General features: G+C 70.8%; 19 protein-coding genes. 12 read left to right on the forward strand and 7 right to left on the reverse strand.

Annotated features, from left to right (window positions below; translation table 11 throughout):
* Positions 1-76: 76 nt before the first annotated feature.
* Both AC3CF1_RS06760 and AC3CF1_RS06765 read right to left on the reverse strand, forming a co-directional pair.
* Complete coding sequence (locus tag AC3CF1_RS06760; protein WP_328534008.1) at positions 77-790, reverse strand: GAF and ANTAR domain-containing protein; 714 nt, start codon at positions 788-790, stop codon at positions 77-79.
* A 208-nt stretch (positions 791-998) separates the two neighbouring features.
* Positions 999-2,126 carry a glycoside hydrolase family 183 protein gene (locus AC3CF1_RS06765; RefSeq protein WP_327644621.1) on the reverse strand — a complete coding sequence of 376 codons (1,128 nt, stop codon included), beginning with the start codon at positions 2,124-2,126 and terminating at the stop codon, positions 999-1,001.
* A 230-nt stretch (positions 2,127-2,356) separates the two neighbouring features.
* Here AC3CF1_RS06765 and AC3CF1_RS06770 point away from each other — a divergent pair, with 230 nt between their 5' ends.
* The 5 genes from AC3CF1_RS06770 to AC3CF1_RS06790 all read left to right on the forward strand — a co-directional run bounded on the left by AC3CF1_RS06770 (position 2,357) and on the right by AC3CF1_RS06790 (position 9,197).
* The gene (locus AC3CF1_RS06770; RefSeq protein WP_355159877.1) at positions 2,357-3,799 is read left to right on the forward strand and encodes an FG-GAP repeat domain-containing protein; all 1,443 of its coding nucleotides are present in this window, start codon (positions 2,357-2,359) and stop codon (positions 3,797-3,799) included.
* A 19-nt stretch (positions 3,800-3,818) separates the two neighbouring features.
* Positions 3,819-5,873, forward strand: a complete 2,055-nt coding sequence (locus AC3CF1_RS06775; RefSeq protein WP_488449848.1) for an N-acetylmuramoyl-L-alanine amidase — start codon at positions 3,819-3,821, stop codon at positions 5,871-5,873.
* A 79-nt stretch (positions 5,874-5,952) separates the two neighbouring features.
* Positions 5,953-7,410 carry an FG-GAP-like repeat-containing protein gene (locus AC3CF1_RS06780; RefSeq protein WP_488452046.1) on the forward strand — a complete coding sequence of 486 codons (1,458 nt, stop codon included), beginning with the start codon at positions 5,953-5,955 and terminating at the stop codon, positions 7,408-7,410.
* 15 nt (positions 7,411-7,425) lie between these two features.
* Positions 7,426-8,418, forward strand: a complete 993-nt coding sequence (locus tag AC3CF1_RS06785; RefSeq protein WP_210926710.1) for an alpha/beta hydrolase — start codon at positions 7,426-7,428, stop codon at positions 8,416-8,418.
* Positions 8,419-8,486: 68 nt separating this feature from the next.
* A complete protein-coding gene (locus AC3CF1_RS06790) occupies positions 8,487-9,197 on the forward strand; it encodes a DNA alkylation repair protein (protein WP_488449849.1) in 711 nt (236 codons plus the stop codon).
* Positions 9,198-9,206: 9 nt separating this feature from the next.
* Here AC3CF1_RS06790 and AC3CF1_RS06795 read toward each other — a convergent pair whose 3' ends face one another.
* Positions 9,207-11,483: an LLM class flavin-dependent oxidoreductase gene (locus AC3CF1_RS06795; RefSeq protein ID WP_488449850.1), complete on the reverse strand. Its 2,277-nt coding sequence runs from the start codon at positions 11,481-11,483 to the stop codon at positions 9,207-9,209.
* A 144-nt stretch (positions 11,484-11,627) separates the two neighbouring features.
* Between AC3CF1_RS06795 and AC3CF1_RS06800 the strand changes: the two genes are divergently transcribed.
* Both AC3CF1_RS06800 and AC3CF1_RS06805 read left to right on the forward strand, forming a co-directional pair.
* Positions 11,628-12,155, forward strand: coding sequence for a MarR family winged helix-turn-helix transcriptional regulator (locus AC3CF1_RS06800; protein WP_354980867.1), 528 nt, complete (start codon positions 11,628-11,630; stop codon positions 12,153-12,155).
* A gap of 148 nt (positions 12,156-12,303) precedes the next feature.
* Positions 12,304-13,239 (forward strand): hypothetical protein, encoded by a 936-nt coding sequence (locus AC3CF1_RS06805; RefSeq protein WP_355161723.1) that lies wholly within the window; start codon positions 12,304-12,306, stop codon positions 13,237-13,239.
* 76 nt (positions 13,240-13,315) lie between these two features.
* Here AC3CF1_RS06805 and AC3CF1_RS06810 read toward each other — a convergent pair whose 3' ends face one another.
* Positions 13,316-14,038, reverse strand: coding sequence for an alpha/beta fold hydrolase (locus tag AC3CF1_RS06810; protein ID WP_354980869.1), 723 nt, complete (start codon positions 14,036-14,038; stop codon positions 13,316-13,318).
* A 393-nt stretch (positions 14,039-14,431) separates the two neighbouring features.
* Here AC3CF1_RS06810 and AC3CF1_RS06815 point away from each other — a divergent pair, with 393 nt between their 5' ends.
* From AC3CF1_RS06815 to AC3CF1_RS06825, 3 genes are all read left to right on the forward strand, one after another.
* Positions 14,432-15,382 (forward strand): NADP-dependent oxidoreductase, encoded by a 951-nt coding sequence (locus tag AC3CF1_RS06815; RefSeq protein ID WP_488449851.1) that lies wholly within the window; start codon positions 14,432-14,434, stop codon positions 15,380-15,382.
* Between the two features lie 140 nt (positions 15,383-15,522).
* A complete protein-coding gene (locus AC3CF1_RS06820) occupies positions 15,523-15,939 on the forward strand; it encodes a YciI family protein (protein ID WP_355161727.1) in 417 nt (138 codons plus the stop codon).
* On the forward strand, positions 15,939-17,153 hold the full coding sequence (locus AC3CF1_RS06825; protein WP_488449852.1) for an RNA polymerase sigma factor: 1,215 nt from the start codon (positions 15,939-15,941) through the stop codon (positions 17,151-17,153). The genes AC3CF1_RS06820 and AC3CF1_RS06825 overlap by 1 nt, the downstream gene beginning before the upstream one ends.
* 25 nt (positions 17,154-17,178) lie before the next feature.
* On the opposite strand, the gene AC3CF1_RS06830 is transcribed toward AC3CF1_RS06825, so the two are convergent.
* Positions 17,179-18,768, reverse strand: a complete 1,590-nt coding sequence (locus AC3CF1_RS06830) for a HEAT repeat domain-containing protein (RefSeq protein ID WP_488449853.1) — start codon at positions 18,766-18,768, stop codon at positions 17,179-17,181.
* Between the two features lie 126 nt (positions 18,769-18,894).
* Positions 18,895-20,106, reverse strand: a complete 1,212-nt coding sequence (locus AC3CF1_RS06835; RefSeq protein WP_488449854.1) for an MFS transporter — start codon at positions 20,104-20,106, stop codon at positions 18,895-18,897.
* A gap of 45 nt (positions 20,107-20,151) precedes the next feature.
* Between AC3CF1_RS06835 and AC3CF1_RS06840 the strand changes: the two genes are divergently transcribed.
* Both AC3CF1_RS06840 and AC3CF1_RS06845 read left to right on the forward strand, forming a co-directional pair.
* Positions 20,152-20,697, forward strand: a complete 546-nt coding sequence (locus AC3CF1_RS06840; RefSeq protein WP_354980874.1) for a CGNR zinc finger domain-containing protein — start codon at positions 20,152-20,154, stop codon at positions 20,695-20,697.
* Between the two features lie 121 nt (positions 20,698-20,818).
* The gene (locus AC3CF1_RS06845; protein ID WP_488449855.1) at positions 20,819-22,273 is read left to right on the forward strand and encodes an alkaline phosphatase PhoX; all 1,455 of its coding nucleotides are present in this window, start codon (positions 20,819-20,821) and stop codon (positions 22,271-22,273) included.
* A gap of 63 nt (positions 22,274-22,336) precedes the next feature.
* On the opposite strand, the gene AC3CF1_RS06850 is transcribed toward AC3CF1_RS06845, so the two are convergent.
* On the reverse strand, positions 22,337-24,064 hold the full coding sequence (locus AC3CF1_RS06850) for an IlvD/Edd family dehydratase (protein ID WP_099854871.1): 1,728 nt from the start codon (positions 24,062-24,064) through the stop codon (positions 22,337-22,339).
* Positions 24,065-24,120 lie beyond the last annotated feature (56 nt).

Genomic DNA, 24,120 nt, shown 5'->3' on the forward strand with positions numbered 1-24,120 from the left:
CGCGTGACCTGCCGACAGGGCCACCCGCCTCGCGCGGGTGACCCTGTCGGTGAGCAGCGTGCAGTCGCGGCGTGGCTCACCCGCGCTTCTTTCCGACGGCCTGGGCGACAAGGGCCTCCGCGACCTCGCGCACCTTGCGGTTGGTGTCCTGGGAGATCTTCGACAGCAGCGCGAACGCCTCCTCCGACGAGCACCGCCGGTCCCCCATGATGATCCCTTTGGCCTGCTCGATCACGGCCCGGCTGCGCATCGCCTCCTGCATCTGCGCTGCCAGTGTGGCGGCGTTCTCGTACAGGTGCGCGTTGGCCAGGGCCACCGCCGCGTACGCGGCGAAGCCTTCCGCGTTGGCGATCGAGGACGAATCGAAGGCGTTCGGCGAGTCGCTGTAGACGTTGAGCGCGCCCACCACCGACCCCTGGATGGGAAGCCCGATCGAGAGAGAGCTCTGCACCCCGGCGGCGCGGGCCTTCTCCGCCCATGCCGGCCAGCGCTCTTCGGTGGTCATGTCCGGCACCGAGATGGTGTCACCGCTGGCGGACGCGTCCAGGCAGGGGCCGCGGTGCTCCTCGTACTGCCACTCGTCCAACTTACGGGCCAACTCGCCGGTGAACGCCCCGGTCGAACCGACCTGACCCCGAACCAGGGTGACGGTCACCTCCCTGGTCCCGGGAATGCTCCGGTTGGCGAGTTCGGCGATCCGGCCCAGCATGTCGTCGAGGCTGATCTCGTCGAGTCTGACCCGGCTCAGCTCGGCCAACGCGTCAGCGGGTTGCATCGTCGGCTGCGTCATCGCCGTGGGCCCTCCTCGATCAGCGTCCGCCAAAATGCGACATTCCGGGATGGCCGGCACCCCGTCAGCTGCGCTCCGGGGCGTTCGTCGTCAATCTTGGTCCTACCCCCTGACTCACCCACTCACACCCCGCCCGGAACGTGGCGGGCCGCGTTCCCGCCGATCAGCTCAGGCAGGTCGGGCCCGGGAGCGCCAGGTCAGCGCCTCGTCACACCGAGCCGGCGAACTGGCTGACGTGGTAGGCGGTGCTGCGGCCGTCCGGCGTACGCGTCCACTTGGAGACCATCAGGTGAAGATCGTTGGCGTTGCGACTCGACCAGGGATGGATGAACCCACCGTAGAGAGCCGGCTCCTGCCAGCTCGTCACCTGGATCTTCTCCGCCGTCCACGCCCGGTCCGGTCCGGACGCGGTCCGGGTGACCAGGCACCCGTTCTGGCAGTTCAGGTATGACATCACCCAGGTCCCGTCGGCCAGGCGGCGCACCGATGGTTCACCGAAACGGCCGGTGAGGATGGGTGTGCAGGGCCGGCCCCAGCCCCAGTTGGTGCCGTTCCAGCCCCAGCCCTCGTACGACTCGGGGTAGAACAGCCGGTCCCAGCGGACGCGGCGCAGCATCATCGGGCCGTCCTGCCGCCCGGCGCGCACCGAGAAGACGTAGACGTGATCGCCGTCGCGCTGCATGGTCCACATCTGGAACGGGTCCCGGTTGTCCGGGCTGTTCCACCACTTGAGCGGCGTACGGACGAAGTCGTTGCCGTTGTCGGAGAACGCCAGCCCCGCGTAGCGGGACTTCCACTGCGGCCCGGCCGGGCCGGCGGAGTTCCAGTTCTCGATGCTCATGTAGGAGATGACCTGCCGGCCGGTCTCCGGGAAGCTGATGCCGTCGTTGGGGATGACTGTCACCTCCGGCAGGCCGTCGATGCCGATGCCGTGGTGGCCGTTGTGCATCAGCTCGGGCGCGCGCCCGTTGCCGGCCACCCGCGCCGCGCTGTCGAAGACCACTCCACCCGCCGCGGCGGGGTGGACGGCGGAACGCAGCATCACCGGTGAGCGCCAGTCGTTCGGCACGGGCGGTCCCTCGGGCCACGGCGTGTCGAAGGTGTCGCCGAAGAGGTAGCCGATCGAGCCGTTCTCCAGCACGTACGGGATGCCCAGATCGGTGCCGGCCACCCGCCAGCGGCTGGAGGTGTCGAGGTCGGCACCGGTCAACCGCTTCTTCCACACCGCGGCCTGGGCCGGCGCTGCCGTTGTCAGGACCGTGCCGACGGCACCGAGCGCGCCGGCCGCACCTATCGCGGCGGCGCGACCGAGCAGCGAGCGACGACGCACACCCATGACTGTCCCCTCCGGTCGGATCGATGCCCTCGACACCGGTTGCGGGCGAGTAAACCCGCGACAATCGTCGGTGTCAATACCTGCCCGCCCTGACCCGTGCAATGAAGGAATTCTTCATGGCGCATTGACATCGATCATCGCCCTGATGACACTCTCAGCATTCGATACGGGTGTCCGAGGCGGTTCGCGACGCCACCAGGATGGCCGCTCGACCCCCTGGGAGGAGCAGCGTGAGACGTACTCTCCTGGCCCTGTTGGTCGCCCTCGGCACCGCCGCGGCGACGGTCACGGCGGTGCCCGCGCAGGCCGACCCGGTCGGCACCCTGGCCTGCACCTCCATCCCGGCCAACCGCGACCCCGCGGTGACCCTGGTCGTCTACCGGGTCGCCCGCGCGCACAACGCCAACGACAAGGTGACGCTGTCCGCCTTCGAGGCGGGCTGGGTCGAGTCACACATGAACAACCTGCCGTGTGGCGACAAGTCGTCGCTCGGGGTCTTCCAGCAGCGCTGGGACTACGGCTGGGGAACGCCGGAGCAGATCATGGACCCGGTCTACGCCAGCACCCAGTACGTCACCCGGGCGATCGTCTGCGACCGCAACAACCCGGGGTTCAGCGCCGGCCAGGTCGCCCAGTGCGTCCAACGGTCGGGGTTTCCCGACCGGTACGACCAGGCGGCCGCCACCGCACGGGCCCAGCTCAACGAGGCGGCCCGGACCCACGCCATCGCCGGCGGATCCGCGACCGATGTCACCGGCGACGGCCGCGACGACATCGTCGGCTTCACCCAGAACGCCCTCGCCGACGTCTACGTGGCCACCTCCACCGGTAGCTCGTTCGCCGGCACCTCGGTGAAGTGGAACGACTTCTTCTCCATCGGTGGCGAGACCGCCTCCACCGGCGACGTCAACGGCGACGGCCGGGACGACATCGTCACCTTCGCCCACAGCAACACCGGCGACGTGTACGTCGCGCTGTCCACCGGAACTTCGTTCGGCGGCGAAGGGAAGTGGCACGACTGGTTCGCACCGGGTGCGGAGATCGGCGCGGTCGGCGACGTCGACGGTGACGGGCGCGACGACATCGTCGCGTTCACCCACAACCCCGCCGGAGACGTGTACGTCGCGCTGTCCACCGGCACCGGCTTCGGCCCCGGCCTCAAGTGGCACGAGTACTTCAGCCCGTTCGGCGAGTTTCCCGCGCTCGGTGACGTCAACGGCGACGGCCGCGACGACCTCGTCACCTTCACCCAGGGCCCCGCCACCGCCAGCGACGTCATCGTCGCCCTGTCGAACGGCAGCTCGTTCGGTGCCGCGCAGAAGTGGCACGACCTGTTCGCCGTCGGCGCCGAACTGCCCCGCGTCGGTGACATCAACGGCGACGGCCGCGACGACATCGTCACCTTCACCTGCAACGCCGACGCCGACGTGTACGCCGCCACCTCCACCGGCACCGGCTTCGCCGGGACCACAGTGAAGTGGAACGACTACTTCTGCCTCGCCGGCGAGTTCCCCTACCTCGGTGACGCCGACGGGGACGGCAGGGACGACCTCATCGTCTTCACCAAGGGCGGCACCAACGACGTCCACGTCGCACGCTCCACCGGCACCGGTTTCCTCGGCGCCACCAGATGGCACGACTTCTTCGGCCTCAACGGCGAGACGACGCTGTGACCCGCGGATTGGAGACCCCATGCGGCTGACCAGGCGCAGGTGCGCCCTCATTCTGGCGGCGGTGCTCGCCGCGCAGGTCGCGACCGCGCCGGCCGACGCGGCCCGTCCCGTGGCGCCCGGCCCGCTCGCCGCGGACTTCGCCCGGGCCTCCGTCGAGTTCGACGTGCCCCGCGACCTGCTGGTCGCCGTGGGCTACGGCGAGACCCGACTGGACGGGCACGGCGGCCTGCCCAGCCAGGCCAACGGATTCGGCGTCATGCACCTCGTCAGCAACCCCACCCAGCACAGCCTGGAACGGGCGGCCACGCTCACCGGCGAGCCGGTCGACCGGCTGCGCTCGGTCAGCTCCGCCAACATTCGCGGAGGCGCCGCGGTGCTGCGTGACCTGGCCGACAGCGAGGGACTGACCGCCGGTGCACGCGACCGGCTCTCCGCCTGGTACCCGGTGGTGGCGCGCTACAGCGCCGCCACCGACGACTCGACGGCCCGGCTCTACGCCGACCACGTCTACGATCTGCTGCGGACCGGCATCGCGGCCACCACCGCGCGGGTCGCCGCGCAGCCGGTGCGCCCCGAACTGGGCCGGTACGCGTCGATCACCCCGGCCGGCGCCGGCCCGAACGTCGCCGCGGCGGCGGCGGTGCCCGAGTACGGGCCCGCCCGCTGGGTCTCCGCCTACGGCGGCAACTACCAGGCCGGCCGGTCGTCACGGATCACCACCGTCGTGGTGCACGTGACCCAGGGGTCGTACGCCGGCACGGTGAGCTGGTTCCAGAACCCGTCGGCGGGGGTGAGCGCGCACTACGTGGTGAAGTCCAGCAACGGTGAGATCACCCAGATGGTGCGCGAGGGAGACACGGCCTACCACGCGCGCTCGGCCAACCCCTACGCGGTGGGCATCGAGCACGAGGGGTTCGTGGACAACCCAACCTGGTTCACCGACGCCATGTACCGGTCGTCGGCCGCGCTGACCCGCTACCTCTGTGACAAGTACGGGCTGCCCAAGACCCGCGCGGCGATCAGGGGGCACAACGAGATGCCCGGCAACGACCACACCGATCCCGGTCCGAACTGGAACTGGAACTACTACATCTCCCTGGTCAACGCCGGCGGCTCGGGAGGCCGCTACCTGGCGGGGTCACCGACGGACTTCACCGGCGACGGCCGGGACGACGTCGTGAGCTTCACACAGGGCAGCCTCAACGACGTCTACGTGGCCACCTCCACCGGCAGCGCGTTCACCGGTACGTCCGTCAAGTGGAACGACTTCTTCGGCCTCAACGGGGAGACCCTGCTGTCCGGGGACTTCAACGGCGACGGGCGCGACGACATCGTGGCCTTCACCCACGGCTCGCTCGCCGACGTGTACGTGGCCCTCTCCACCGGCACCAGCTTCGGCGGTGGCCTGAAGTGGCATGACTGGTTCGCGCCGGGCGCGGAGGTCGGTGCGGTCGGCGACGTCGACGGCGACGGACGCGACGACATCATCGCGTTCACCCACGACACGAACGCCGACGTCTACGTGGCGCTCTCCACCGGCACAGGCTTCGGCCCCGGCCTCAAATGGCACGACTACTTCTCCATCCCCGGCGAGTTTCCTGCCCTCGGCGATGTCAACGGTGACGGCCGCGACGACATCATCACGTTCACGCAGGGGCCGCTCACGGCGTCGGACGTGATCGTCTCCCTCTCCACAGGAAGCGGATTCGGCGCGCCCCAGACGTGGCACGACCTGTTCGCCGTCGGCACCGAACAACCCCGCGTCGGCGACATCAACGGCGACGGACGCGACGACATCGTCACCTTCACCTGCAACGCCGACGCCGACGTCTACGCCGCCGTCTCCACCGGCACCACGTTCGTCGGCACCACAGTCAAGTGGAACGACCTCTTCTGCCTGCCCGGCGAGTTCCCCTACCTGGGTGACTACAACGGCGACGGCAAGGACGACATCGTCGCCTTCACCAAGGGCAGCTTCAACGACGTCCACGTCGGCCTCTCCACCGGCACCGCCTTCCTCGGCGCCACCAAATGGCACGACTTCTTCGGCCTCAACGGCGAAACCACCCTCTGAGTACGTCAGGAGTCCCGCCATGTCCCGGCCTTCGCGTACCCCCGTCCTCCGCGCCGTGGTCGCGCTGCTCACCCTGGCCATGGCGGTCCTGACCGCCGTGGTGGTGTCACCCTCGCCAGCGATGGCCGCACCGAACTTCAAAGCGCCGTTCCCGTGCGGACAACGCTGGACCTACGACCACCACAGCGCGGAGGTGCGGCAGGCGTTGGACTTCGTGCGCGCCGACGGCGGCGCCACCGGAGGCACCCCCCAGGTGGCGTCCGCAGCGGGTGTCGCCCGGCACTACTCCCAGCCCAGCGGGGCCGGCAACTACATCGTCGTCGACCACGGTGGGGGCTGGACGACCTACCACTTCCATCTCAGCGCCTACTCGGTCGCCAATGGCGCGTACGTGCAGCAGGGACAGCAGATCGGCATCACCGGCAGCACCGGCAACTCCTCCGGGCCGCACGTCCACTACGAGCAGCTCTACAACGGGGTCGGACAGACGATCGTCATCAACGGCGTCTCGCTCGCTCCCTATCCGGCCCAGTACAACCAGAAGTACCTGGTCAGTGACAACTGCGGCGCCTCGTCGGGCGGCCGCTACCTGGCCGGCTCGCCGACGGACTTCACCGGTGACGGTCGCGACGACATCGTCGCCTTCACCCGCGGCTCACTCAACGACGTGTACGTGTCGGCGTCCACCGGCTCCTCGTTCGCGGGGACGTCGGTGAAGTGGAACGAATTCTTCGGGCTCAACGACGAGACGCTGCTGTCCGGGGACTTCAACGGCGACGGGCGCGACGACATCGTGGCCTTCACCCACGGCTCGCTCGCCGACGTGTACGTGGCACTGTCGAACGGGTCGTCGTTCGCGGGCGCCACGAAGTGGCACGACTGGTTCGCCCCGAACGCCGAGGTGGCCGCGGTGGGGGACGTCAACGGCGACGGCCGCGACGACATCGTCGCCTTCACCCACGACGGCGCCGGGGACGTGTACGTCGCGTTGTCCTCCGGTTCGTCGTTCGCCGGAACGGCGCTCAAGTGGCACGAGTACTTCTCGATCGCCGGGGAGTATCCGGCCCTCGGCGACGTCGACGGTGACGGCCGCGACGACATCATCACCTTCACCCAGGGGCCGCTCACGGCGTCGGACGTCATCGTCGCCCTGTCCACGGGAGCCTCGTTCGGGGCGGCACAGACGTGGCACGACCTGTTCGCCGTCGGCACCGAACAACCCCGCGTCGGCGACATCAACGGCGACGGACGCGACGACATCGTCACCTTCACCTGCAACGCCGACGCCGACGTCTACGCCGCCGTCTCCACCGGCACCTCGTTCGTCGGCACCACAGTCAAGTGGAACGACCTCTTCTGCCTGCCCGGCGAGTTCCCCTACCTGGGTGACTACAACGGCGACGGCAAGGACGACATCGTCGCCTTCACCAAGGGCAGCTTCAACGACGTCCACGTCGGCCTCTCCACCGGCACCGCCTTCCTCGGCGCCACCAAATGGCACGACTTCTTCGGCCTGCCCAACGAGACCACCTTCTGACCCAGGGAGACTCCAATGCTCGACGTACCCCCGCCCGCGTCGATCAGCCGGCGCCGGCTGATCGGTGGCTCCGCGGCGGTGGCCGCCGCCGGGCTGTTCGCCGGCGCCCTCGCCGCACCGTCCGCCGCCATGGCCGCCACCGACGGGTACGGCCTGCGCATCGTCGACCGCAACGAGAACGGCGGCCGCCTCCAGTACTACCGCTTCGCCACGGACGCCATCGAGTGGGATCCCGGCGTCAACGTGCTGCTGCCTGACGGGTACCACACCAGCGGCAAGCGGTACCCCGTGCTGTACCTGCTGCACGGTGGCAACGCCGACTTCCGCACCTTCCACCTCCAGGACAACATCATCGGTCTGACCGCCGGCCGGGAGGTCATCGTCGTCATGCCGGACGCGTCGACCGGCTGGTACTGCAATCCGGTGAACAGCTTCGTGGGACCGCGCAACTGGGAGACCTTCCACATCGCCCAGTTGCTGCCGTGGATAGACGCGAACTTCCGTACCTTCGCCGAGTACAACGGCCGCGCGGTGGCCGGCTTCTCGATGGGGGGCTTCGGCGCGTTGAAGTACGCGGCCAAGTACTACGGCCACTTCTGCTCGGTCAGCTCACACTCCGGGCCGGCCAGCCTGCGGCGGGACTTCGGGCTCGTCGTGCACTGGGCCAACGCCACCTCCGCCGCGCTGGACCTCGGCGGCGGCACCGTCTACGGGATCCCGCTGTGGGACGAGGCGCGGGTCAGCGCCGACAACCCGGTCCAGCGCATCCCGAGTTTCCAGAACAAGCGGATCTTCCTGGCGGCCGGCACGTCACCCGACCCGATCAACTGGTTCGACACCGTCAACGAAACCCAGGTGCTCGCCGGTCAGCGCGAGTTCCGCGCCGCACTCGCCCGGGCCGGTATCCCGCACGAGTGGCGCGAGGTGCCCGGCGGGCACTTCTTCCGCCACGACCTGTTCGTCCAGGACCTCAACGGGATGCTCGGCCGGCTACGCCGCGCCGGCTGAGGTGGCCAGCGGCGGCTCGCTGTGCACGCGGCGTCGTGGCCACCGACCGGCACGGTAGCTTGCTGGTCATGGCCACGAGCGTCGACGTCCGTCTAGACCTCGCCAGCCGTGCCGACCCGGGTCGCGCCGAGGCGTCGAGCCGTTTCCTGCAGATGGTCCCCGGCGGTTACGGCGAGGGCGACCGGGCCATCGGCGTGTCCGTGCCGGACCAGCGCACGGTGGCCGGCAGATACTGGCGCGACCTCTCCCTGGCCGAGACAACGACGCTGCTGCACTCCGACGTGCACGAGGAGAGGCTGACGTCGCTGCTCATCCTGGTCCGCAAGTTCACCAGGGGCCACGAGCAGGAACGGAGCGAGATCTACCGCCTCGTCCTGGCCAACACCGACCGCATCAACAACTGGGACCTGGTCGACTCGTCGGCGCCGTACATCGTCGGCCCCTGGCTCGTCGACAAGGAGCGCGGTGTCCTGGACCGGCTGGCCGGCTCTGACCTGGTGTGGGACCGGCGCATCGCCGTCATGGCGACTTTCGCCTTCATCAAGGCCGACGACTTCGAATGGACCTTCCGGCTCAGCGACCGGCTCCTCCAGGATCCGCACGACCTCGTCCGCAAGGCGGTGGGCTGGATGCTGCGTGAGGTGGGCAACCGGGACAGAGCGGCGGAGGAGGAGTTCCTGCTCCGCCGCTACCACGCCATGCCCCGGGTCATGCTGCGGTACGCGATCGAGAAGTTCGAACCGCAGCGACGGAGGGAGTACCTGTCCGGCACGCTCTAGACGACCGGGTCAGCCCGGTGTCGCCGGCGAGATCGGGAAGTTCCGGTTGAAGACGTTGTCCGGGTCGTACGTGGCCTTGATCGCGCGCAGTCGGCTCAGCGTGGGCTCGGGCCAGGCATCCAGCAGTCGAGCCGGGTCGGTGTCGGACTCGAAGCTGAGGTACATGCCGTCGAGATGCGCGTACAGCTCGGCCCACAGCTTGTCGAGTTGGGGCCTGCGGTCCGGGACCGTGGCGGCGAGCACCGAGAAGTTCTGCTCCCGGTGCGGGTAGGCGGTCGCGTCGCGAGCGACGTCGTTGACCGCCGCGCCGACGGACCGGAGCTGCATGATCATCACGTCGCCGGAACGGATCATGTTTTCCATGACGTCGGCTGCCTCCGGTGTGACGTGGTGCAACAGCCCGCTGCGGGTGTCCCGCAGACCCTGACCCCGATGGCCGTTGCCGGGTGGCACGACGATCGCCGGGTACGGCACGAGTTGCGCCTGCTGATCGAGAATTGGGCCGATCTCCAGGAACGGGCTCAGCGCGGACTGCGCCGCCTCGACGTCGTCACCGGCGTACACGAGGGTGACCTGGGCCATCGGGGGGTTTCCACGGCGGCCCGGGAAGAGGGACAGGAAGCTCGTCAGGTCCCGCGGCGCGTCCTCCACGAGCCGGCCCCAACGGTGCAGCAGTTGGGCGGTGTCGGTGGCGTCCGCGACGAGGTGGGCGTAGACGACTTTGTCGACCTCGTACGCCTCCAGTTCGAGGGCGGTGACGACGCCGAAGTTGCCACCGGCGCCACGGACGGCCCAGAACAGATCAGCATGGTGCTCGTCGTCCACCCGGAGCAGGCGGCCGTCGGCGGTGACGATCTCGGCGGCGACGACGTGGTCGATGGTCAGGCCGTGCCGGCGCGCCAGATAGCCGACGCCTCCGGTGGTGGCGAGGCCACCGACGCCCACGTCACCGTAGTCACCCGAGCTCATCGCCAGGCCGTACGGGGCGAGCGCCTGGGCCACCTCCCCCCAGCGGGCGCCCGGCTCCAGCCGGATCCGGCGAGTCGCCCGGTCCAGCACCTCGACCCGGTTCATCCTCGACATGTCGATGACGATCCCGCCGTCGTTCGTCGACCGGCCGCTGATGCCGTGCCCGCCGCTGCGCACGGACAACGGGACGTCCTGGGTCCGCGCGTAAGACACGGCGTCGACCACCTCGGCGGCGGTCTGCGGCCGGACCACCAGAGCCGGTGACCCCTGCCAGCTGTAGGTGTGGCGCACACCCTCGTACTCCGGATGGCCGGGCTCGACGGCGCCGGTGGTCAGCGATGCGGGCAGCGCGTCGTAGTCGAGGCCCGGGTGCCGCTCGGACCGGGCGGCGACGGCGTGGGTCGGTCCGGTGCCGGACGCGGTTCCCGCCCGCTCTCTGGCGACCGCCTCCCGCAGCGCGGGGGCGATCTCCTGCCCTAGGGTCTGGATCAGTCGCGGGTCGTCCCGGCCGATCAGGAAGGTGCTGAAACCCTCTTCCAGGACCAGCGGGAGGAGTTGTTCGACCCACTGCTCCGCAGGGCCCTGGAGGAAGCCACGGCTGCGCGACGAGACGTCGACAGTGAACAGATTGAGCAGTCGCCGGATCTCCCGAGGGTCACGTCCCGCCCCGACCGCCGCCTCGTCGATGAGCCGGTTGGCGGTCACCCGGTCCGGGGACCGCAGGTATTCCAGGGTCGGCAGCCAGCCGTTGGCCTTCTGACCGGTCAACGCCAGCATCTTCGGCTGGTACGCGCCGAGCCAGATGTCGATGTCGTGGGCCGGCGCGGGGCCGCGCCGCATGCCGGGGATCGGGTAGTACTTCCCGTCCCGCCGCAGCGGCCCGGGGGCCTCGGCGTCCCAGACCCCCCGCAGGACGTCGATCGCCTCGCGCAGCGCCTCGACACCCTGCCCCGCCGTCAGCCGACGAGCGCCCATGCCCTCGATCCCGTCCCAGAACGCGCCGGCGCCGAGGCCCAGCTCGAAACGACCGTGGGACAGCCGGTCCAGGCTCGCCGCCGCCCTGGCCAGGACGGCCGGCGGGCGCAGCGGGAGGCTGAGGACGTTTCCCGAGATCCGCAGTCGTTCGGTGCGGGCCGCGACCCAGCTCAGCAGGGTCCAGGTGTCGAGGAACTCGGCGTTGTACGGGTGGTCCTGGAAGGTGGTGAGGTCCAGTCCCGCCGCTTCGGTCAGCTCAGCGAGCGCCACCACGTGGTCGGGGTCCTGAGCGCTGGGCGTCAGAAACGTGCCGAAGAGAAGTTCGTGCCCGTAATCAGACATTTCGTCAGCATCTCCGTGGTCATGTTGCCAGAATATAATCTGCACGGCAGATCGTATGTCCCACAACGCACTTGTTCGCCGGCTGATTCCTCGGTGCACAGGAACTTCGGTTTGATCAACACATCGCCTGCTAGCGTCCGGTGCATGTCCGCCACCGACGCGTGCGAGCTGCCGGCCGACCGCAGGCGCGGTTCGACCTTCGGCTGGTCGCTGGGTGTCGTGCTGCGCCGCTGGCACGAGTACGTCGAGGAGACACTAAGCGACCTGCCGCATCGCAGCCGGGGCTACCACATTCTGGCCGTCGTCGTACACGAGGACGTGCCCACGCAGGGCGCGCTGGCCGCGCGCCTTTCCATCGACCGCAGCGTCCTGACGTACGTCATCGACGACCTGGAGAATGCCGGTCTCATCGAACGGAAGCTCGACCCCCAGGACCGGCGCGCCCGCCGGGTCGTGGCCACCGACCGCGGGCGTGCGGCACTCGCCGAGGCCGAGCGGCGGGTCGCCCACGCCGAGGACCACGTGCTGGGCGGGCTGCCCGAGGATCAGCGCGACGCCTTCCGCGACTTCGCCGCCCGCGCCGCCGAGGCGATCCACGCCGCCGCGCCCGCCACGGACCCCTGCGTCGCCGTGCGGAGCGTCCTTCCGCAGACCGAGCAGCCAGACGGGTAGGCCGCCGGGCCGCCCGCCGAGGTCGTCGCCCGCGACATCACCCTCGGCGCGCTCGCTTGTGGATCGGCGACGAACCTCACCCGAGCGAGGGAGTGCGTTCCCCTGCCGGCGGGGGCCGTCCGCGCGCCGGTCCCGCGAGGATCGACGCATGACGACATCGGCACCGGCCGTCCGCGAGGCGGGCCATGGCCTGACGTACGCAGTGCTCGGCTGGGCCGTGGCATACGGGGGTTTGCGTCTGGCATGGACCGTCGGTGAGGCGCCGGATTTCGGGCGGTTCGGCACGGACCTGCTGGGTTTCACCGGCTGGTGGTCGGTGGCGATGTGCGTCGCGGCGGGTGTCCTGGCGGTTGCTCTGGACCGGCTGGTGGTGTGGCGGCCAGTGCTCGCGGCAATCGCCTGGGCGACCGCCGGGGCGCTGGTCGCCGCAGCCGCGATCCTGCTGCCGGAGCTGGTGGGCTTCCTGCTGTTCACGGTCGGCCCGTACTTCGACCCGCTCGCGTTCGCCAGCCGGCTCGGCTGTGTCACCGGAGCGGTCCTGCTCGGCCTGGCCACCGCCCGCTATCAGCGGCGCACCCGGGGCGACTGTCCGGACTGCTGCCGGACGGTCCGACCGGGTCTGCGGCGCTCGACACCAGCGTGGTGGGCGCGGTGGGCCGCGTACGCCACAGTGACCGGCCTCGTCGCCCGATTCGCGGCCCAGGCCGTGGTGGGATTCGACGGTCTCACCGACGACGCCACAATGGTCGGGCTGATGATCGGCATGGTGCTGGCCGGGGTGTTGTTGCCGCTGGCGCTGGTGCACCACTGGGGTGAGGTCTGGCCGGGATGGGTGCCGCTGCTCGCCGGCCGCACGATCCCTCGTCTGCTGTTGCTGGTGCCCGGCTTCGGCCTCGGGGCGGGCATCGTGGCCTACTTCGGCATGGGGATGGTGCAGGTGGTGTCGGGATCGGAGAGCGAGTTCTCCGACGCGTTCCTCTGGGTGGCGATGTCGGCGTACAGCATCCTGGGGCTCGGCCTCGTGGCGGCGTCCAGCGACTACCACCTGCGGACCCGCCGGCCGTGCGGTGCCTGCGGCCGGTGACCGGCCCGATCGGGACCGCCCACCGATCAGATTTCACCGCACCGGCAGCATCTGCAGGTGACGGAACCGCTCCGGCTCAGGACGTTCCCCGTACCGCCTCGATGATGGTCTCGGCGACCTCGCCGGGCTGGGACGCCGTCATCGCGTGGGAGGCGCCGACGATCTCCCGGACGCCGCGGGCGTCGGCCCGCTCGGCCATGAAGCGGTGCGCCGCGACCGGGATGTTGTGGTCCTGGTCGCCGAAGACGAACCAGCTGGGCAACAACTTCCACGCCGGTGTCGTCGACGCCAGGCCCTCGCCGAGCGCCTGCTCGGTCACCGGCCGCTGCGTCCGGGCCATCAACGCCGCCGTGTTGCCGGACACGTCCTGGACGAACTGTTTGTGGTAGGCGTTCTGCGCGATCGCCACCTCGTTGCCGCCGGTCGCCACCGGGTAGGAAACCAGGGTGTCGGCGAGTGTGCTGCCGGGGAACTTGCCGGACAGCGCCAGCGCCGACTCACCCGTCTCCGGGGCGAAGGCATTGACGTAGACCAGGGCACGCACCATCGGCTCGTCGGCCGCCGCCTCGGTGATGACCATTCCGGCGTACGAGTGGCCGACGAGCAGGACCGGTCCGCCGACACCTCGTACCACGTCCCGCAGGTATGCGGCATCTCCGGCGACGCTGCGCAGCGGGTTGGCGGCGGCCACCACGTTGTAGGCCGCACCGAGCCGCTCGATCACACCGTTCCAGCTCGCCGACTCGGCGAACGCGCCGTGAACGAGGACAACGGTGACGTCTTGGTCTGACACGGCCATCGGCTCCTTTGCCTGAGGACGGGCTCGGGTGGGCGCCTCGTCCGACTACGTGGGCGCGGCTGATTACCCACCCTGCGACCAGGAAACGTCCCGTTCAGGTCGGCGTCCTGACCGACGTGCTCGGCCTCGGCCCCGGCCTGGAACACGATGAGCTGGGTGAGATCCTCGGCGTCCACCGCGCGGGGACTTCAGGAACGAGTTCCTGCGAGGCCAGTTCGACGGGATGAAGAATTGTCCCGAGACCCGAACGGCACGGTGAACTCCGACATCCTCGAACACTTCATTCCCGGCCTGCCGCGCGTCACGACGGTCGAGCGCATCCTCAATTCGCCCTGGCCGCACTGACCGGACTCAAGCTCCCATCCGACGAACTCTTGTGGAAAGGATCCGAGCATGCAAGCGATCACCGTGCGAGACCGTGACGCGGGCGTCAATGGGCTCACCCTGACCGACATGCCATACCCGCACGCCGCGGAGAACGACGTCATCGTGCGCGTACACGCCGCAGGGTTCACTCCCGGAGAGCTCGGCTGGCCGGCAACGTGGACCGACCGCGCCGGCCACGACCGGACACCCAGCATTCCCGGCCACGAGCTGTCCGGCGTCGTGGTCGAACTCGGCTACGGGACCACCGGCCTCAGCGTGGGCCAGCGGGTGTTCGGCCTGACCGACTGGGCCCGCAACGGGTCCCTGGCCGAGTACACCGCGGTGGAGGCCCGCAACCTGGCCCCTCTCCCGGCCGACATCGACCACACAGTGGCCGCCGCGCTGCCCATCTCCGGGCTGACCGCATGGCAGGCACTGTTCGACCACGCCCACCTCACGACCGGCCAGACCGTCCTCATCCACGGCGCGGCGGGCGGTGTCGGCTCGATCGCCGTCCAACTCGCCCGGGAGGTGGGCGCCCGGGTGATCGGCACCGGCCGAGCCGACGACCGTGCTGCCACCCTCGCCCTCGGCGCGCAGACCTTCGTCGACCTGGACGCCGACGATCTGCGGCAGGTCGGCGAGGTGGACGTGGTGCTCGACGTCATCGGCGGCGACATCCTCACGCAGTCGACCGAACTGGTACGCCCGGGCGGGACACTGGTCACCATCGCAATGCCGCCCACAGTGCAACCCAGGGACGGGCGAGCCATCTTCTTCGTCGTCGAACCTGATCGCGTCCGGCTGGCCGACCTCGCCCAGCGCCTCCGTACCGGACGGCTCAACCCCGTCGTCGGCGCCGTACGACCACTGGCCGAGACGGCCGCCGCGTTCGCCCGCCACCGTCGTACACCCGGCAAGACGATCATCCAGGTCGCGGACGAACAGTTGCCCGCCGCCGACGGCTTTCGCGGTTGAGGGCGGGACACGGATCGCAGGAAGGGGCAGGCTGCGTCCCGGCGAGAGATTATTCAGGGGCCGTGTCGATCCGCGGGCCGCTCGTTCGACGTGGGGGTGCGAGGCCCGCCGGGCGGCCCCGCCGGACGAAGGAGAACGCGATGGCGCAGTACATGCTGATCATGCGGGGCACCGACGAGACCAACGCGGCCGTGATGGCCAACGTCGACGAGCTGATGACCGCGACCCGCCTGTTCATCGAGGAGGCGGCCAAGGCCGGCGTCTACGTCGCCGCCGAGGGGTTGGACGATCCGAGCCAGGGCGTCGTGGTGCACTTCGGCGACGAGGCACCGGTGGTCACCGACGGGCCGTACGGGGAGACCAAGGAGTTGTTCGGTGGCTTCTTCCTGCTCGACGTCGCCTCGATTCAGGAGGCTGTCGAGTGGGCCAAGCGGGTTCCCTCGGTTCCCGGATCCAAGATCGAGATCCGTCGGGTGCCCGGTGAGGACGAGGTCCCGCAGGACAGCGGGAAGTTCGTCACGGAAGGGACCTCGCGCGGGAGCAGCGGCCGGGTCTGATGGGTACGGCCGACATTGAGGCCGTCTGGCGGATCGAGTCGGCCCGGATCGTCGCCGCGCTGACCCGGTTCACCGGCGATTTCGGGCTGGCCGAGGACGCGGCCCAGGAGGCGGTGGCCGAGGCGCTGGTGTCGTGGCCGCGTGCCTCTCCGGCCAATCCGGGCGGCTGGCTGATGGCCACGGCCCGGCGGCGGGCGATCGACGCGGTCCGCCGCCGGGCCGCCCTACGGGACCGTTACGCCCTGCTGGCGGCCGAACCCGCGGTCGACCCGGAGATCGATCCCGACCGGATCGACGACGACATCCTGGCGCTGATGTTCGTCAGCTGCCACCCGGTGCTCTCCCCGGAGACCCGGGTGGCGCTGACCCTGCGCGTGGTCGGTGGGCTGTCCACCGAGGAGATCGCCCGCGCGTTCCTCGTACCCGTGCCGACCGTGCAGGCCCGCATCACCCGGGGCAAGAAGACGATCGCGGCGGCCCGGGTGCCGTTCGAGCTGCCGGCCCCCGATGAGCGCCGGGAACGGCTGGGTGGTGTGCTCAGCGTCCTCTACGTGATCTTCACCGAGGGTTCGACGGCCACGTCCGGCGACCGGCTGCTGCGCCCCGACGTCGCGTACGAGGCGATCCGGCTGGCCCGCACGCTCGCCGCGCTACAGCCGGACGAGCCGGAGGTGCACGGCCTGCTCGCGCTGTGCGAGCTGACGGCCGCGCGCTTCCCGGCCCGCACCGCCGCGGACGGCACGCCGGTCCTGCTCGAGGACCAGGACCGCCGAGTGTGGGACCGCGCGGCGATCCGCCGCGGGCTGGCGGCCTTGGCCAGGGCATCGACCCGCGGCCTCCGCCCCTATGGTCTGCAGGCCGCCATCGCGGCCACCCACGCGTCGGCGCCCTCTGTCGAGGAGACCGACTGGGACCGGATCGTGCTGCTCTACGAGGCACTCGGTCGGGTCGCGCCCTCCCCGGTGGTCGAGCTCAACCGGGCCGTCGCCGTGGCCATGGCCTCGGGGCCGGCGCAGGCCCTGTCCATCGTGGACGAGCTGGTCGCCTCGAACCGACTGGCCGGGTCGTACCTGGTCCCGACCGTACGCGGGGAGCTGCTGAGCCGTCTCGGTCGCCGACCCGAGGCGCGCGCCGAGCTGGAGCTAGCCGCCCGGCTCTGTGCCAACCAGCGCGAGCGCGCGGTGCTGCTCCGCAAGGCGGCCGAGCTGAGCTGACTCCGCAGCCCTTCACGCCGCGCCGTCACCCACCGGGGCGGCTGCTCGTCAGCCAACCGGTGAGCTGCTGGCTGGTCTCCGCTCCGAGCGCCGCCGCCACTCGTGAGGCCAGGGTGACGAGCTCAGCGTGCTCCGTCCCCGTCACCTGCAAGGGTGGCTGAGGGACACGGTGCGAGGCTGTCCGTGTCGCGTCACGGGTGATCCGGGTGGCGTCGGCCGTGCCCCGCTCGGCCAGGCGTGGGTCCGCGTCGACGGCCAGGATCAGCGCGGCGCGCAACTCGACGCCGACACCCCGGCCGCGCAGGAGCCGGTAACCGGCCCGGCGCAACTCCACCCGGCCATCCCGCAGCAGTTCCCACGCCAGGGCCGGCGGCAGAGCGCCGGCGACCGGGCGTAGGGCCGCGGTGACCTCCCGCACCACCGCCGGTGACGGGTCCCGCAGCAACGCCGCCATCTCCCCCACCCCGACCGCGTCCAGCAGCCGCAGACCCCGTACCGCCTGCGCGCGCAGCCTCGCCTGCTCATGACCCAGCAGCCGTCGCAGCAACGGGGCGTCCGCTACGGAGCCGATCTCGGCGAGCCCGGCGATCGCCCCCGAAGCCGGGTCACCGGTGCCGACGGCGTTCCGGTAGTGCTCCCGCGCGTCGATGCCGCGGCGGCGGGCGGCGTCCCGGGCCACCGCCCGTACCAACGGCGCGTCATCGTCGAGGCACGCGGCGACCTCGGCGTCCTGCCCCGCGCGGACCAGCCCGGTCAATGCCACCGCCCGCACCTCGGCCCGAGCCGATCGAGCCAGACGCTTCAGGGCGTCGAGCCGGCGGGTCCACACCGCCTCACGGCACGCCGCCTCCGCCGCCCGCGCCCGAACCCGCACATCCGGATCCGACTCGGCAAGGGCCACGAGATCGGGGAGGCGCAGGCTGCCCTGCGCCAGGACGATGTCGAAGACGAACCGGCGCTGCCGGCGACCGCCCGAATCGAGCAGGCCTCGCCACACCTGCTCCGTCGCCGCGAACACCGCCGCCCGCACCTGGGCGACCGCGAAGCCGGCACGCAGGCGCGCCTCAAGACGGAGCACCACCGGCAGGACCGCCGGCAGGTGGACCGCCGGGTCGTCGGCGAGCAGCACCGCGAGCCCGACCCGGGCCCGATCCCGGACCGGCTTGACCCAGTCTGCGGTACGCAGCACCAGGAACGGCATGGCCTCCGCGCGTGGGCGACCGGCCATCGTCGCGACCGCACGCTCCCGGATCCGCCCGTCGCCATGCATGCTCGCCAACACCGTCGCCACCGGACCGGAAGAATCGCCGGAGAACCGTGCCGAGACCCGCCTCAGCGCGGGCTCCTGGTACCCACCGCGCCACGGCGCCGACCGCGCGTGCTCGTCAAGCCGCACCAGCAGCTCCGGTATTCCGGCCACCAGCGCCACGGCCGACCACGCCGCCTCCTCGTCGCCTACGGCATCGACAGCCAGCAGCACCTCGACCAGACGGTTCAGTGCCTCCCACCGGCCGGTGCGAGCCTCGTCGACCGCGACCCGCACCGACCCGGGCAGGCCGTCCTGTCCCACCGGCGAAGGCGGGCGATCCCCGGTGACGCGTCTGCTCCCGATCATGGCGACATCCTGCCCCAGCCGACCAGCCCGACCGAACCCCATTTCCGGCCGAGCAGCGAACCGAGGCGGATGGCAACTCCACCGGGTCGGGCCCGTGCCACCAGCCCTGCCAGGCGGCACCTTCCGCTACCGACGGCGGAGCAGTACGCCGCCCGCTGTCCCCGCGACAATCGGAAAGGCGGCGACCAGCAGCAGTTGGGCGCTCACCGGCAGGTGGGAGGCGAGACCCAGGAGACCGGCACCGATCGCGGAAGCCGCCACCTTCAGTCCGGCGCCGATGGTGAAGACCTGCGTACGGGTCGTCTCGGTGGCCAACTGGTTCCGGGCCAGGAACAGCGCTGCGGCGCACGGCCCGGTGAAGAGCCCGGACAGCGCAAACAACGCTGCGGTCAGCGGTAGGGAGTGCACGGCGGCCGCCAGCGCGAGGGGTACGCCGACCGCGACCATGGCCCAGACCGTCACAACCGGCGCGCGGGAGGCCGGCATCGGCCTCCAGGCCCAGAGCAGGGAGCCCACGAACGCACCTGCGGCGATCACGCCGAGCAGCAGGCCAGCGCGCGTGGGTTCGTGCGCGGCGGCAGCCAGGGTGGTGGCGACCACGGCGAGACCGCCCAGGCCCAGTTGACCGAAGCTGGTCGCGAGGGTGAGCACTCGCAGGGCCGGATCGCGCGCGACCGCGCGGGCGCCGTGGAACAGGCCAGCGGTTCGTGTCCGCGCCGCCACGGTGTCGGAGGTGGGCAGATGCAGGGAGGCGACGCCGAGTGCGCCGAGTCCGGCGGTGATCGCGAGCGCGAGGATGGCGGTGCTCGGGCCGGCTGCCGCCGCGACCAGCCCGACCGCCGCCGGCCCGGCCATGCCGGCGACGTTGTAGAACAGCGAGTCCAGCGCGAAGGCACGAGCCTCGTGCCCGGGTCCCGCCAGCTCGCCCAACCGGCTGGTCAGCCCGCCGGTCACCGCCGGTCCGCAGCACCCCGCCAGCACGAGGACGAGGTAGGTCTGCCACAGCGGCGCGTGACCGAGCAGGGCGACCGGGGCCGCGAGGGCGCCAGCGAAGACGGTGATCGCTCCGGCGAGCACGGCCGCCGGCCGCCGCGACCGGTCCACCAGCGCACCGACCAGGGGTGCGGCCACCACGTGTGGAATGAGCAGGGTCGCGACCAGCGTTCCCCCGACGGCGGCGCTGTCCGCCCGGTCCAGGGCGAGAAGCACCAGCGCCACACGTGCGCCCTCGTCGGCGGTACGCGCCAGTAGCGCTGCGGCCAGGTAGTGGGCCAGCCGTGCGCCGTGCCGGCGGGTGCCGGGATCGGTTGCCGTCACCTGTTGGACCGGTGATGCCATCGAATCACTCTTGCATCGCGTCGCGTCACCGGTCAAGATGGTGACGTGAGATTCGAGTTCATTGCCGACCGGCCGGTACTGGACTTCCTTCCCACGCTCGCCGAGCGCGGCCACACCGACGTCGAGCAGCTGACGGCCCCGCAGGATCTCGCGGACTGGGCCGTTCAGGCTGGCGTCGTCGAGCAACCCCCTCATGTGGACGATGCGGCTCTGCGGCAAGCCAAGGATCTCCGCGAGGCGATGTTCCGCCTGGTCCGAGCCCTGATCGACGGCACCGACGCGGCCGCGGCCGATCGCGAGCTGGTCAATGATGCCGCGGCTGGACCGCTACCCGAGCTGCGCCTGGACGTCGACGGGGTGCACCGGACGGGCGACACCGACGCCGTCCTGACGGTCCTCGCGCGCGACTGCCTGGAGTTGCACGCCAGCGACGACCGTCACGCCCTCCGGTGGTGCGCCGACGAGCACTGCACCCGAGCGTTCGTCGACCGGTCGCGAGGCTCGCGGCGACGCTGGTGCGGCATGCGCGGCTGCGGAGATCGCGCCAAGGCCGCCGCGTACCGCCGCCGACGGCGAACCTCGGCCCCCTGAGGCATCGGCCCCGATTCTTCACCCCGATGTCACCGAGCGATCCGGTCGGCGACGTTTCGGTGTCCGCCCGCAGGAGTTGGCTGCCAGTCGTCGCACTTGTCCTGACCAGGAGCTGATCGCCGTGCCTTCTTCTCGTCGTACCTTCCTCGCTGGCAGCGCCGCCGCCGGCGTTGGCCTTGCCGTCGCCGGCGGCCTGCCGTCGCTGGCCCAGGCCAGCCCGGGCCGGCCACATCCGCCGGTCAAGTCTGGTCACGTGCCCTTCCCGCCGCTCGTGGACGACCCGAAGGGAATCCTGGCCCTGCCCGAAGGCTTCAGCTACACAGTGGTCACCCGGACCGGCGTGACCCGGCTCGACCGTGGCCAGGGCATGACCCCGGCCGACCACGACGGCATGGCCGTCTACGACGCCGGCAACGGCCGCTACACCCTGATCCAGAACCACGAGATCGACCCCGGCGCGGAGTTCGGCGTGCCGCACGTCAAGGGAACGGTGTACGACCCGGGCGCCGTCGACGCCGGCGGATGCACCGTGATCAGGACCGACCGTGCGGGCCGCAACCTGGGTGAGTTCGTCGCCCTCTCCGGCACCATCTCCAACTGCGCCGGCGGGCCCACCCCCTGGAGGACCTGGCTCACCTGCGAGGAGACCGAGGACCGGGCCGGCGACGCGTGGGAAGAGGGCGGCCGGTCCGGCGTCTACCAGAAGGACCACGGCTACGTCTTCGAGGTCTGGGCCGACGGCAGGGCCGACCCGAGGCCGATCAAGTGCCTGGGTCGCTACTCCCACGAGGCCTTGGCGGTCGACAAGGACCGCACCCACATCTACCTCTCCGAAGACGCCGACGGGCCCAACGGTCTCTTCTACCGCTGGTCGGCGCCGCGCGGCGTCAAGGTCGGTCCCGGCGTGCTCACCCGGCTCGCGCCCAACGCCGGCGTCCTCGCCGCGATGCAGATCATCATGGACGACGGTTCGGTGCTGCCGGACGTCGCCTACCTGACCTCCGCGCAGCTGGGTCGCCCCTTCCCCGTCCGGTGGATCGAGGTGCCGGACCGCGACGCGCGGGACAGGTCCGTACGCGAGCAGTTCACCGATGGCCAGGTCACCCGCGGGCGCAAGTTCGAGGGTGTATGGGGCACCGACGAGGGCGTGTACGTGGTCAACTCGTACGCCTGGGACGAGGGTGACCTGCCGGCGGACGCGGCACCGCACGACGGCATGGTCTGGTTCTACGACTACAGGGCCCAGACCATCCAGCTGGTGACGTACTTCCCGCACCAGAGCGCCTCCGAGGAGGGGACGCCGGTCAGGTACAACGACATCACCTTCGACGGCCCGGACAACGTGACCGTCACCCCGTGGGGAAGTCTCGTCCTCGCCGAGGACGGCAAGGGCACGTCCCACGTGCTCAGCGCGGTCCCGGGCGGCCCGACCTACGCGATCGCCCGCAACCAGCTCAACGACTCGGAGTTCTGCGGGCCGACCTTCACCGCCGACGGCAGGGTGCTCTTCGTCAACATGCAGGACCCCGGCCTCACCCTGGCCATCACCGGCCCGTGGGAGAAGTACCTGGGCTGAGCCCGGATTCGGATCGATCGGTGGGGGGCGGGCGGACCGCCCGACCCCCACCGCGTCCACACCTCAGTGCGAGTGACGGGGCACGGCACTGCCGCTGCCGCCGACGAGGAAGTCCAGGTCCGCGCCCTGGTCGGCCTGGAGGACGTGCTCGCTGTACAGCCGTACCCATCCCCGGTCGGCCACCGGCGGCGGAGGCCGCCACGCGGCCCGGCGCTGGACAAGCTCGGTGTCGTCGACCAGGAGTTCCAGGCTCCGCGACGGGACGTCGACACGGATCAGGTCGCCGGTGCGCACCAGCGCGAGCGGGCCGCCCACGGCTGCCTCCGGGGCCACGTGCAGGATGCAGGTGCCGTAGCCGGTGCCGCTCATGCGGGCGTCGGAGATCCGCACCATGTCCGTGATGCCGGCCGCGAGCAGCCGTCGTGGCATCGGCACGTTGCCCACCTCCGGGAAACCGGGGTAGCCGCGCGGCCCTGCGTTGCGGACCACGAGCACCGTGTCGGGGGTGACGTCCAGGTCCGGGTCGTCGGCGGCGACGACATAGTCCTCGATCCGGTCGAAGACGAGCGCGGGACCGGTGTGCGTGAGCAGCTGGGCGGAGGCGGCGGACACCTTCAGCACCGCCCCGGACGGCGCGAGCGAGCCACGCAGCACCACGGTGCCGGAGCCGGCGGGCTGGAACGGCTCGGCCAGGGTGCCGATGACCTCCCGGTTCCAGCACTGGGCGCCGGTGATGTTGTCGGCCACGCTCCTGCCGCTGACGGTGACGTGGTCCATGTTCAGCAGCGGGGCGATCTCCGCCATCACCGCCGGAACGCCGCCCGCGTAGGCGAAGTCCTCCATGAGGTACGCCCCGGACGGCATGAGGTTGACGAGCATCGGCACGTCGGCGGTGAGGGTGTCGAAGTCCTCCAGGGACAGGGGGACGCCGAGGCGTCCGGCGATGGCGAGCAGGTGTACGACGGCATTGGTGGAACCGCCGATCGCGGCGTTGACCCGGATGGCGTTCTCGAAAGCCTGGCGGGTGAGCACCGTGGACAACCGTTGGTCCTGTTGGACCATGGCGACGATCCGGCGGCCGGCGGCGTGTGCGAGCGCGTACCTGCGGGAGTCGACAGCCGGCACGGCGGCGGCCCCCGGGAGTTGCACGCCCAAAGCCTCGGTCACGCAGGCCATCGTGGAGGCGGTCCCCATGGTCATGCAGTGGCCCCGGCTGCGGGACATGCCGACCTCCGCCTCGGCGCAGTCGGCCGCGCTCATCCGGCCCGCCCGCATCTCCTCGGTGAAGCGCCAGACGACGGTGCCCGAGCCGATGTCCTGGCCGCGGAACTTGCCGTTGAGCATCGGGCCGCCGGTCATCATCAGAGTCGGCAGGTCGACGCTCGCCGCCCCCATCAGCAGACCGGGCGTGGTCTTGTCGCAGCCGGAGAGCAGGACGACCCCGTCGAGCGGGTTGGCCCGGACCGACTCCTCCAACTCCATCGCCAGCAGGTTGCGGTAGAGCATGGTGGTGGGTCGCATCAGGGGCTCGCCCAGGCTCATCGCGGGGAACTCCAGGGGCAGGCCGCCGCTCTCCCACACGCCCCGCTTCACCGATTCGGCCAGGTCCCGCAGGTGGGCGTTGCAGGGTGTCAGCTCCGACCAGGTGGTGGCGATGCCGATCACCGGACGACCGTCGAAGACGTCGTCCGCGAACCCCTGGTTGCGCATCCAGGACCGGTGGATGAACCCGTTGCGGCCCTCCGCACCGAACCACTGCCCGCTGCGCAGCGGTGGATTCGTCGTCGACATCGGCACACCTTCCTGTCGTCGTCCCGCCCGGCGTCTGCGAGCCGGCGGGTCTGGCT

The organism is Micromonospora sp. MGP-C2 (assembly GCF_057766525.1).

Excerpts from the sequence above, each read along its gene's own strand:
- AC3CF1_RS06830 (WP_488449853.1), bottom strand. The coding sequence starts at position 18,768 with ATGATCGGGAGCAGACGCGTCACCGGGGATCGCCCGCCTTCGCCGGTG.
- AC3CF1_RS06820 (WP_355161727.1), top strand. The coding sequence starts at position 15,523 with ATGGCGCAGTACATGCTGATCATGCGGGGCACCGACGAGACCAACGCG.
- AC3CF1_RS06850 (WP_099854871.1), bottom strand. The coding sequence starts at position 24,064 with ATGTCGACGACGAATCCACCGCTGCGCAGCGGGCAGTGGTTCGGTGCG.
- AC3CF1_RS06810 (WP_354980869.1), bottom strand. The coding sequence starts at position 14,038 with ATGGCCGTGTCAGACCAAGACGTCACCGTTGTCCTCGTTCACGGCGCG.
- AC3CF1_RS06825 (WP_488449852.1), top strand. The coding sequence starts at position 15,939 with ATGGGTACGGCCGACATTGAGGCCGTCTGGCGGATCGAGTCGGCCCGG.
- AC3CF1_RS06765 (WP_327644621.1), bottom strand. The coding sequence starts at position 2,126 with ATGGGTGTGCGTCGTCGCTCGCTGCTCGGTCGCGCCGCCGCGATAGGT.
- AC3CF1_RS06815 (WP_488449851.1), top strand. The coding sequence starts at position 14,432 with ATGCAAGCGATCACCGTGCGAGACCGTGACGCGGGCGTCAATGGGCTC.
- AC3CF1_RS06785 (WP_210926710.1), top strand. The coding sequence starts at position 7,426 with ATGCTCGACGTACCCCCGCCCGCGTCGATCAGCCGGCGCCGGCTGATC.
- AC3CF1_RS06790 (WP_488449849.1), top strand. The coding sequence starts at position 8,487 with ATGGCCACGAGCGTCGACGTCCGTCTAGACCTCGCCAGCCGTGCCGAC.
- AC3CF1_RS06800 (WP_354980867.1), top strand. The coding sequence starts at position 11,628 with ATGTCCGCCACCGACGCGTGCGAGCTGCCGGCCGACCGCAGGCGCGGT.
- AC3CF1_RS06775 (WP_488449848.1), top strand. The coding sequence starts at position 3,819 with ATGCGGCTGACCAGGCGCAGGTGCGCCCTCATTCTGGCGGCGGTGCTC.
- AC3CF1_RS06805 (WP_355161723.1), top strand. The coding sequence starts at position 12,304 with ATGACGACATCGGCACCGGCCGTCCGCGAGGCGGGCCATGGCCTGACG.
- AC3CF1_RS06780 (WP_488452046.1), top strand. The coding sequence starts at position 5,953 with ATGGCGGTCCTGACCGCCGTGGTGGTGTCACCCTCGCCAGCGATGGCC.
- AC3CF1_RS06795 (WP_488449850.1), bottom strand. The coding sequence starts at position 11,483 with ATGTCTGATTACGGGCACGAACTTCTCTTCGGCACGTTTCTGACGCCC.
- AC3CF1_RS06835 (WP_488449854.1), bottom strand. The coding sequence starts at position 20,106 with ATGGCATCACCGGTCCAACAGGTGACGGCAACCGATCCCGGCACCCGC.
- AC3CF1_RS06760 (WP_328534008.1), bottom strand. The coding sequence starts at position 790 with ATGACGCAGCCGACGATGCAACCCGCTGACGCGTTGGCCGAGCTGAGC.